We start from the raw sequence: 9,959 nt of genomic DNA on the forward strand, positions 1-9,959 counted from the left end.
TGTAGGGGTGCCCCGTCTTGTCGTTTTTTTAGTCGGGGGTTTCCCCCGACTAAAAACACCGCTTGTGGGTACCCTTACTCGATGCGGGGTAAGCACGAGGCATTACCCCTCCAAAAATCGTTTGTGCATTTCATACCTGAATTCAGCAACGCCCGATTTCTTGTGTCAGAAAAGGTGCTAAGATCTGTGATTGAATATGTCAATTTGTTGAAATCATCAACTAAAAGTAGCTCAAGAACTAAGTTCTACCCTTAGCATCCTATTTTGTCCGAATTCTATGTTCGCCCCAAAGTAGCAATTTAGATAGATCGCCGTCACCCACTATTAAGTTAAGCAGTGACTTTCTCTTTAACTTGTTGTTCCAGAATCAGCATTTGAGTATTCCAGAAATCAACCCATAAATCACAGTAGCGTTCGCAAAGATATGTGATTCCTGCGTACTCATTTGGCGAAATAGCTTGCATGAGTACATACCACAAATCATCTTCATGAGTATCATCATCTGCTTCTGCTTGCAGATCGTCACTTGTGCCGTGATTAAGGTAATATCCTGTGCCAGTTTCTATGCCGATAACTTTAGCATTCTCTCGTAATGGCGCACTAAAGAGAACGACAACCCGTTCGGCGACAGCCAGCAAAGCAACAACTGAGGCAAAATCGCTGTAGGCATCTTCTAAAAATGCGCGGACACGATTTGCTTGTGGACTATAAATATAGGTTTTTCGCTCATTTACACTAACACCGAACTCGTCAAGAACCCTTTCATATAGGGGATAGTGCGCTTCTAATGGATTACCTCGATAGTAGCCATTTCGGTCGATTCCGGGCTTAAACCCAAATTCATCGAGCGTGTTTAAAGTCAGTAGAAATCTGGCGTACATCTTCGTTCCTGGTGCCAATTTCCGTTCGAGCTGACGACTCTGGACTTGCGCCATCAATAGAGCATCTGTGAAAATCTGGACGATCGCATGGCGATAATCCAAGTGAATTTTCTGCATTGCATCTAACCCAAAAGAGCCTCGATTCAAGGCTTGGATCGTAGAATGCACCGCAATTGGATGCTGTTGTAAACCCTCACGGCAGCGAGTAACAAACTGTTGATTTTCCAACCATAAATTGTTGGACACCGAATTTCTAAGTAAATCTCTGGCAATTTGACGAGGATTGTTAAATTGTGTCGCCATAACTTCTCCTGATAAGAGCGCAAGCAATCGATTCAATGACAGTCGAAGGATTGCCTTCTGAACGGCAAGAATTTTCTGTAGATTATGTAGACATCATTTGAGATCTTTAGTTAGATATTAGTCGAGATGGTTTAGCAACTAGACCATTATTGGTAAGATGGGCTGGCTGATGCTAGCCAATTCGATGTTGCTGTTCGATCTCGTTGGCGTAGCCTAGGGTAGGTAAACGAACCCGCTCTCCCCACTAGATATCAAATGGGTTCTGTAAATCGGGGATAGAAATTTATGTTTACAGAATGAGTTAAACTACATGTAGCTTAGAACAGATCTGTCCTGTTGTCAACCTCTAGACAGAAAAGCCTTGCTAGCAATCTTTTCAAGTCAATGAAGCCACATTTCCTTGTTCGTCAATTACTTTCCACGAGGATTTAGAACAAATGCACAATAATTTTCAATACAGATCTGTGCTCTACTTTACATTAAAATATAAAATATGAATATTCAGTATAAAATCTTAGATGATTGGTATGACAAAGCAGCCTCGTGAGCATCTTGTGAGCGTAGCACTGAAGCTATTTCATCAGTACGGTTTTCACGCCACAGGTATTGACAAAATTTTGGCAGAATCGGGGGTTGCAAAAAACACTCTTTACCGACATTTCAAGTCCAAAGATGAACTTATTCTAGCCAGCCTGCGAAAACAGGATGAGGAATTTCGTAACTGGCTGATGCGGGAAGTTGAGAGTCGTCACAATGCCATTGAGAGATTACTGGCTGTGTTTGATGTCTATGAGGAATGGTCTAGAACTCCCGCATTTTTTGGCTGTATGTTTATTAATGCCTCTGCTGAGTTTTCTAGTGCCGATTCACCAATTCATGCTTTTTGTAAGGAACATAAACGCTTGGTCACCAGATATATTCAAGATTTGGCGAATAATGCAAATATATTTGCTTCAGAGCGATTAGCCACTTATTGGATACTTTTGCTTGATGGCGCAGTAATCTCGACTCAGGTGAGCAATAATTCTCGATCCTTTCAACAAGCGAAAGCGGTAGCCAAAAAATTATTACAGTCAGATGTTCCCAGCTCTGACTATTTATAGCTGTCCATAGACCATAAAACATAGCAAAATTAATTTAATTATCAAAGCGATATCGACAGCAAAATATGCTCGTCTGAGGTATTTTGCTGTCGATATCGCTGCGGTCGATCGTGTTGCCGATGGCATCATAATCAGTTAAAGTTTGGGGGCATGGGGTGGTGATATATCCGACTCGATCGATGGAATAATTTCGCACTGAAATGGTACGGAATCTCACTTGATTTTGTGGGATACCAATCAAGCTCGGCGATCGCTTTGACACTTGCCCAAAATCTAGCAAAATCTGCCAAACTATCTCTTGTAAATGGAGCTGACATAACTTGGGTTTGCATATTTCAGGAATAAACTAAAATATTTTTAACTTTGCAAAAATATTGATTCTTTTTGCTAAGATTCACATTTAAAATACTTTTAAGACTTGTCCGGTCGGATCGATCACTTAATTAGCTATAACTAGAAAATGAAACAATACGTACGACAAAAACCTGGCACTGCCTAGGCTTCAAGTATTTCCTTTGTTATAAACATTCGATCGAATCATCAAGATTTGTTTTAAATCTCAGTGTAATCTGCTATTGGTCGTCGTGTTGTTTATTATACCGGTATCTTTTTGTAGTCGATCGTTGACCGTGCAATGTACTATACTGCTCTCATAGTAACCTCTAAATAATTAATTAATATTGAGCAAAGAAAATGCACAAGATTTTTAACTTCCTGCTTGAGATCGAGTTTTATCTAAAAATTGCCATTAGCTGTACGATTTTTCAGCAATTATTTTATTATTTACTGCACGATCTTGAATTAAACTTCCCAATGCAGGTGATTCTGTATTGGCTGGTTGGCTCTAGTTCATTTTATGCTTTGGGTATTTTGATTGAAAAAGTCATCAAGAAAAATAATATTCTCACAGAAAAACTCACAGCAAGAGTCAGCAAAGTCAAGCCGCAACCATTTCCGGCATTTACGGTTAAAGGCATTATTTTAGGAGAAATCAAAGCTGTAATCTCCGCATCGATCGTCTTATTTTTAGCTCCAGAGGTGCAGCGGGGGAATGATATTTTCCTGAACTTTGGGTGGTTCTTGATGAGAATAATTGCTGCTGACCTGTGTTTTTATATCGCTCATTGGCTATTACACCGCAGATGGCTGCAAAAAATCCATCTCAAGCATCATGAATTTCGCGACTCGTCAAGTTTTGTTGCTGGACATAAAAGTCTGATTGAATATGTTATCGTTACGATTACAGATGTATTGCCAATCTTTATATTTGGATATGACATCACTCAACTATGTGCATGGAGTGCGATCGGCAATGCGTACAATCTCGAAGGACATAGTTCATTATCAATATTTTTCATTCCATCGGATTTTCACGATCTGCATCACAGCTCTTTCACTGGAAACTATGGCATTCATGGATTCTGGGATCGGGTATTCAATACTTTAAACCCGCCAACGAAGAAGCAGGGCATCATGTTTCCGGTAAGTCTAGTTGAATCTAAAATTATCGATTCTGCTAGGATTGGCTAATCTTATCCCAACCGATCTACATTTTTATTCGAGGTAATCTTTATGGTATTGCTGACGGAGAAAGCCCCAACAATTGGACTAATTGAAGTTCCCGCAACGGGACTATACGATTCGGAAAATCGAAATTGGACATCTTTATATCAAAATCGGAGTTTAATCAGCAAGCAAGTTTTAATCGCTGATTTGCAAGCAGGGGGATTCAATGCCCAACTGGTTAACCTCAGAGATGATAATTATCGCGAAGAATTTGGAGAAATTTTGTGGAAAGGGATGACTCTGCGCAAAATCTGCGTCGGCGGGCAAATTTCCGCTGTCGATCCTCAAGCTTACGATGCTTGGGGAATTACGGTAAACTTCTCGCAAGATCGTCAAGTTAGCTGTATGCTGATCGAGCATCTGGCCAAAGGTGGCCGTCCAATTGTGGTGGGTGGATCGGATGCTTTGGCAGAACCACAACATTACTTAAAAGCGGGAGCAGTCGCTGTCGTTCAAGATAAGTCTGGAGCTGCCAATTGGGCGATCTTTGACTACGTGCTAGGCAAGACACCACGAGAACCACTAACAGGTGTACTACTGGCCGATGGTCGCCATTTCCCGCGCAAGACTCACGCCAAGAGTCCAGAAGATTGGGCTTTACCTTCTCTGGATGTGGTTAAACAGTGTTTTGGGACACAACCGAATGTCCAGGGAGTCGTACCGATTGGTTCGGTAGTGGCTGATATCGGTTGCGATCGCAAATGTGATTTTTGCCAGACACCAACTTACGGCACAGGTTTTCGGCGGATGTCTCCAAAAACTACCCTCAAATGGTTGGCTCTCCAAAAAGAGGCGGGTGCTCGTTCCATTTATATCGGTTCGGATCAATTTCTGGCGCGGGGACTCTTTCCTGAGGGAAGACAAGAGATCCTTGAAATTACTAATGGCGCACGGGAGATGGGATTATCGCTGATGTGGCCGAATGGTTTAGAACTGCGGAAAGCAACTGTCGGACATGGGCTGAATTACAAGGATACCGATCTTAGCCCTGATGAAGAAATCATTGAGGCACTGTTTGGTTGGGATGGTAACTTAGGTTGTGCTTTAGCTTATATTCCGGCCGAACGTCCCGTGTTTGGGACAGAATCATACAGCAAGCTGCTACCGTGGCAAGAGCATAAAACATTGATGAAATCGGTAGTCAGAACTGGCGTGCCGGTGATTACCTATGGCGTAATTATTGGGCTACCAGATGATGACAATGAGAGTCTGTTACGGCTGGAGGAAGCAGTAACAGAACTTGTGGACGAACTGGTAGAGGTTAATCCCCAAGTAGAATTTCAGATTTCTTGCTACAGCATTGCCCCCTTGCCAGGAACACCACAATCGCAGAACTTACGCGCATCAGGCTTGCTCCAGTTTGAAGATCCTTGTGTTTGGGGCGGATTGTGGACACCGACTTGCAATACGAACCACCTTACCTACGAAGAGGTTTCTGACTGGCAAATTCGGTTGTCGAAGATTCGGAGAAGTAAAACTGAATTCACCAACTACAATGGGGAATATTCAGCTCTAGTGAATAACTAGATGTGTTTAGATCGGGGGATCGAATTGGTAACGAGAGTTGCCAATTTGCTTAAATCGACCTCTAGGGGAAAGCAAAAGTGCTTTCCCCTGTTTGCGATGCGATCGAGCTAAATCGACCCAGTATAGATCGAGATTTCGATCTATACTGGGTCGATCGACTGCCGAACCGATCCTCCCACAGCCCATATCATCTGAAAAGATTATAAACTGTAAAATTTTATGCAGAAATGAAAAAATTAACACAGTAGGATGTGGCTGAATATGCCTATACAATAGGTAAAAAATCACAGTGTGAGGAAAAATCGGTCGAATGACAAAATTGTTATCAAAAAATCTGCTGTCTCCCCTCTTAATTGCGATCGCTGTCTGGGTAGCTGGTGGCACGTTGGCAATCGCTAACGAATCTAAAACCGCGCCTAATTCCCTCACTGTCTCGAAAAGCACTGAGGCTTCGGCTGAAGAAATCGAGAACACGACCCAAGCGAACGAAATTAAATCTGGGGACTGGGCTTATCAAACCCTCCAAGCCTTGGGGAATAAATATAGCTGTGGCAACACGCCCACAGATGGCAAAACGCTATCGCGTGAAGAATTTGCGACTAGTCTCAACGGCTGTGTCCAATCGATCGAGCAATTAGTCGCTAGAAGAAAAGTCCGCAAGCTCAAGAAAAGACGCTCCAATCCAGCACCTGCGGTTGTGACACCCCCACCAGTAGCACCAGAAGTCATACCAGAGCCGACTCCCGTTGCGCCCCCCGCACCAGTAGAACCAGAAGTCTCTCAGCAAGATCTCGACAGGCTCAAGCAACTAGTTCAGTCTTTTAGCACCGAACTCCAAGCCGTAGACAGCCGCGTCAGAGAACTAGACGCCAAAGTCACTAAGGTCAAAGACCAAAGCTTCTCAACGACGACCAAACTAGTTGGCGAAGCGATTTTTGCGATTAATGGTTTGGCGGGTGGCCCGAGTACGGCTTCGCGCAATACGATTTTTGCCGATCGGGTACGTCTCAATTTCCGCAGTAGCTTTACTGGCAAAGATTTGCTATTAGTTCGGCTCCAATCCCGTAATACCAACTCTTTTGCAGGTACGCCGTCTGGTACTAATATGACCAGATTTGGATTTGAAGGTAGTGAAGAAAACGCTACTTATGTGAGTAGATTGCAGTACCAATTACCACTGAGTGCGACCAGCAAAGTATTTATCGAAACAGTCGGCAACGAGTTCAACGATAACTACTATAACTTCAACCCCGAACATCAAGCTGCGGCGACTGGTGCCATCACCAGATTCGGCCGTTTCAACCCAGTTTATCGCCTCAGCAATGAGGGCGCAGGGATCGGTGTCGATACCAAATTAAGCCCGAATCTCGGCTTGGTATTGAGCTATGCCGTACCCAAATTACCGATCGCTGGTGTAACGACCGAAACTGTCAATAATCCTAACAGCGGTAGTGGTTTATTCAACGGCTCTAATGTGATATTTTCCCAGCTCACATTGAAACCGTCTGATGATGTGAACTTTGGCTTAATCTACGCTCGTACCTACACGACCAATGGTACCGTCCTCTCTGGGAATACCGGTAGTGCCTTTGCAAATAATCCCTTTAATGGCGCGCCAACTTCCGGCAATCACTATTCCGTACTTGGTAGTGTCAATCTCTCCAAGAACCTCGTCTTATCAGCTTGGGGTGGTTTGACACAAGCCAACCGCGAAGCAGCGGGCGGTGGTAGTGCCGATATCTGGAACTATGCAGCCACGCTAGCCGTGAAAGATTTTGGCTCCCAAGGTAGCACACTAGGGTTTGTCGTCGGGATGCAACCCAAGGTGACTAGCAATAGCACTGGCACTCGGGTCGATCGCGATACTAGTTTGCATTTGGAAACTTTTTATAAGTACAAGGTCAGTGATAATCTCTATATTACGCCCGGTTTGCTACTCCTGACCAATCCCGAACATAATGCTAGCAACGCGACTGAATATCTCGGTACCGTCCGCACAACATTTGTATTCTAGTAAATCTTACTAGTATCAATATTTGGGTTCCTCTCCAGGGAACCCTTTTTAGTGCCCAGAATTAAAAGTGGCGATCGATCGCTATTTACTGTTTACTAATAACTAGAGTCAATCATCTATCGCGAATAATTAATGAAACGTCGGGACATCTTACTGGGAGCATCCAGCATCGCTACAGCCGCAGTTATTGCCAATTCACAACTGAGTGCCGCCAAACAAGCAGATTCAAAAATACCCACTGTCGCAACAGCCGCCAGTCTCGGTAAAAATATTCAGATTGCCAAGGATCTACCTGGCTACTATGCGACCCCAACGGGGACGGGAAAATTCCCCGCAGTCATCGTGTTGATGGAAGCTTTTGGCTTGAATAAATGGTGTAAGAGTATTTGCGATCGGTTGGCACAGTCTGGATTTGCGGCGATCGCGCCGGACTTTTATCGGGGGACTACTTATGCCTATACTGATATAACTGGGGCGGTAGCCAAACTCAAATCGCTCAATGATAATGCAGTGATGAGCGATGTCGGTAAAAGTATCGATTTTCTGACGGGCAGATCGGAAATTAATGCCAACGGGATTGGGGTAATTGGCTTTTGTATGGGTGGCAGATATGCGTTCTTGACGAATGCTAGCTATCCGACCAAAATCAAAGCCGCCATCTCGTTCTATGGCGGTGGCATCGACGCTGCGCCGGGTAATCCCCTCGGTCAAAAATCTCTACTCAATCGGGTTGCGGCAATGCAATCGCCACTGATGCTGATGTATGGCAGCGAAGACCAAATGATTGCGGCTGACGAGCACGGCAGAGTGGCAGCGGCACTCTCCAAAGCCAAAAAACGCTATATCCTCAATCTGTTTCCCAAAGCCGGACATGGTTTTATGAGCGACAGACGCGAAAATTATGCCCCGGAAGCTGCTGCCGAAGCTTGGCTGATGACGACTGGATTTTTTAGTCAAAATCTCAAACCCAAAAAAGTCAAAACTACTCAGCCACCTACTACCGAGCGGTAATGGCGATCGGCAAAATTGCGATCGCCGCTAGTAGCTGTTTGCAAAATACGATTGATGCCATCAAGATCGGGTTGTTCCGGCTGGTGGCATTTTTAGATCTGACTTTCTGTCGATCGGGAAAATTTTAGTTTAGAAAGTGCCTAATAACACTGCTACCGTAAATATCGAAAATACGCCAACTATGGCAAACATAATCCCAAAATAGGGGGCGCGATTAGTTTTGTCGATATATTCGTTGACTTTTTGGTCTTTTTCTTCTGGATGCCAAATCATTGGTTTCATATCATTGACCTCGCTCTTAAAACTTGTCGATATGTCCTAATTATATCAACTGCTCTGACTGGAGATATCTATCAAAAGATGGATTTTCCCAAGGTTAACCTTCTGTCGATCGACAACCGATCGACAACTAGCGATTAGCGCGATTCGTACCGAAAATTAATTAGCCGCCATAGAAAATTATTTGTATTTATTTAATGGCTTAATAATATGTGGCGGACGATACTTAGCCAAGACATCATCGTGCGCCATTTTATTTGCTTTGGGATTAATGCACTCAGTCAAGTTTCATTAAATTGATCGATTCAGCATTCTCTGTTGATCGTTAATCTGCTAGATCGTATACATTAAATTCGATCGATCGATCCCTTTAACTATATTAACCTTTAATGTATTAAATAATACTAAGTAGCTTGGCACTGGCGGTAGCAGTCCGAATCTTAAGATCGGGCTGCTACGTATAATCCTCTGACTGAGAGGATTATAGCCTATTATTAAGAAATGTGTGCTATCGTCCCGATTATTTATAACAGTGCTGTAGTATGTCTATATACAAGCAGCTTGTCATTACTGCTCAAACACTTTTTACAGCCTGCAAATAGCTAAGCAGCAGACAATAATATCCTCAAATACTTGCTGAATTGGGAATTGTCGATCTTAATTAAGTTGGGTATTAGCCAGTAATTCATAGCAGCTAACTCAATTAGTGCTGAAACCCAGTGAGTAGATCGAGCAAAAAAATAGCTCGATTTGCAACGGATTTAAACTAGTTCGGAAGAAAAATATCAAAGTCGCATTTACAGCAATTGTTGCTAGTAAAGTGCTTACATTCACAACTATTGTGTGAATGTAACTTTTAGGCTATTTTTCTTTTTTAAAATGCTTTTAACACCACATTTAGAGCAAGAGAAAAATGTATGAAACGATTTACTCAACAAACAACCTTCATGGGTACGGTGACAGATGTCCAAGCAGACGCCGGGATATTTCGGATTCAATGTCGGAGTGGCGACGAAATATTGGTATCCGCCGGCAAGGAAACTCGATTTGAGTTCATGCAAAATTTAGATGGGCTTAACTACGATCGCATCCCGAATCCCGCAGGTTTTGCTGGGCAGTCATCACAGTTAGTCGCTAAATACATCTTGCCAGGGCGAACTCTAGTACTACAGGGAATCTATCTGGAAGACGGCGAAAAATGCCGTTTTGATGCTCGTGTCGTCAAATTATTACAAGCAACCGACGGGAAATTCTTATTTGAAAAATCCCATTGGT

8 protein-coding genes and 1 pseudogene are annotated in these 9,959 nt (G+C 43.3%); 7 read left to right on the forward strand and 2 right to left on the reverse strand.

What is annotated here, in order from left to right:
* Nucleotides 1-329: 329 nt before the first annotated feature.
* On the reverse strand, nucleotides 330-1,184 hold the full coding sequence (locus tag RMO27_RS16090) for a hypothetical protein (protein WP_309734312.1): 855 nt from the start codon (nucleotides 1,182-1,184) through the stop codon (nucleotides 330-332).
* A gap of 554 nt (nucleotides 1,185-1,738) precedes the next feature.
* Here RMO27_RS16090 and RMO27_RS16095 point away from each other — a divergent pair.
* From RMO27_RS16095 to RMO27_RS16120, 6 genes are all read left to right on the forward strand, one after another.
* On the forward strand, nucleotides 1,739-2,287 hold the full coding sequence (locus tag RMO27_RS16095) for a TetR/AcrR family transcriptional regulator (protein WP_309734314.1): 549 nt from the start codon (nucleotides 1,739-1,741) through the stop codon (nucleotides 2,285-2,287).
* Nucleotides 2,288-2,980: 693 nt separating this feature from the next.
* Entirely contained in the window at nucleotides 2,981-3,817 is an 837-nt protein-coding gene (locus RMO27_RS16100) for a sterol desaturase family protein (RefSeq protein ID WP_309734316.1), read from the forward strand.
* A 42-nt stretch (nucleotides 3,818-3,859) separates the two neighbouring features.
* Entirely contained in the window at nucleotides 3,860-5,380 is a 1,521-nt protein-coding gene (locus tag RMO27_RS16105; RefSeq protein WP_309734318.1) for a hypothetical protein, read from the forward strand.
* Between the two features lie 310 nt (nucleotides 5,381-5,690).
* Nucleotides 5,691-7,394: an iron uptake porin gene (locus tag RMO27_RS16110; protein ID WP_309734321.1), complete on the forward strand. Its 1,704-nt coding sequence runs from the start codon at nucleotides 5,691-5,693 to the stop codon at nucleotides 7,392-7,394.
* A 132-nt stretch (nucleotides 7,395-7,526) separates the two neighbouring features.
* Entirely contained in the window at nucleotides 7,527-8,405 is an 879-nt protein-coding gene (locus tag RMO27_RS16115) for a dienelactone hydrolase family protein (protein ID WP_309734322.1), read from the forward strand.
* Nucleotides 8,405-8,533: a hypothetical protein gene (locus RMO27_RS16120; RefSeq protein ID WP_309734324.1), complete on the forward strand. Its 129-nt coding sequence runs from the start codon at nucleotides 8,405-8,407 to the stop codon at nucleotides 8,531-8,533. The genes RMO27_RS16115 and RMO27_RS16120 overlap by 1 nt, the downstream gene beginning before the upstream one ends.
* 1 nt (nucleotide 8,534) lies before the next feature.
* Here RMO27_RS16120 and RMO27_RS16125 read toward each other — a convergent pair whose 3' ends face one another.
* Nucleotides 8,535-8,687: a hypothetical protein gene (locus RMO27_RS16125; RefSeq protein ID WP_309734326.1), complete on the reverse strand. Its 153-nt coding sequence runs from the start codon at nucleotides 8,685-8,687 to the stop codon at nucleotides 8,535-8,537.
* Between the two features lie 914 nt (nucleotides 8,688-9,601).
* On the opposite strand from RMO27_RS16125, the pseudogene RMO27_RS16130 reads away from it, so the two are divergent.
* Nucleotides 9,602-9,959 (forward strand): annotated as a pseudogene (locus tag RMO27_RS16130) (N-acyl-D-glucosamine 2-epimerase); the annotation flags it as partial.

This window comes from Chamaesiphon sp. OTE_75_metabat_556 (genome assembly GCF_031378165.1).
Classification (GTDB): Bacteria; Cyanobacteriota; Cyanobacteriia; order Cyanobacteriales; family Chamaesiphonaceae; genus Chamaesiphon.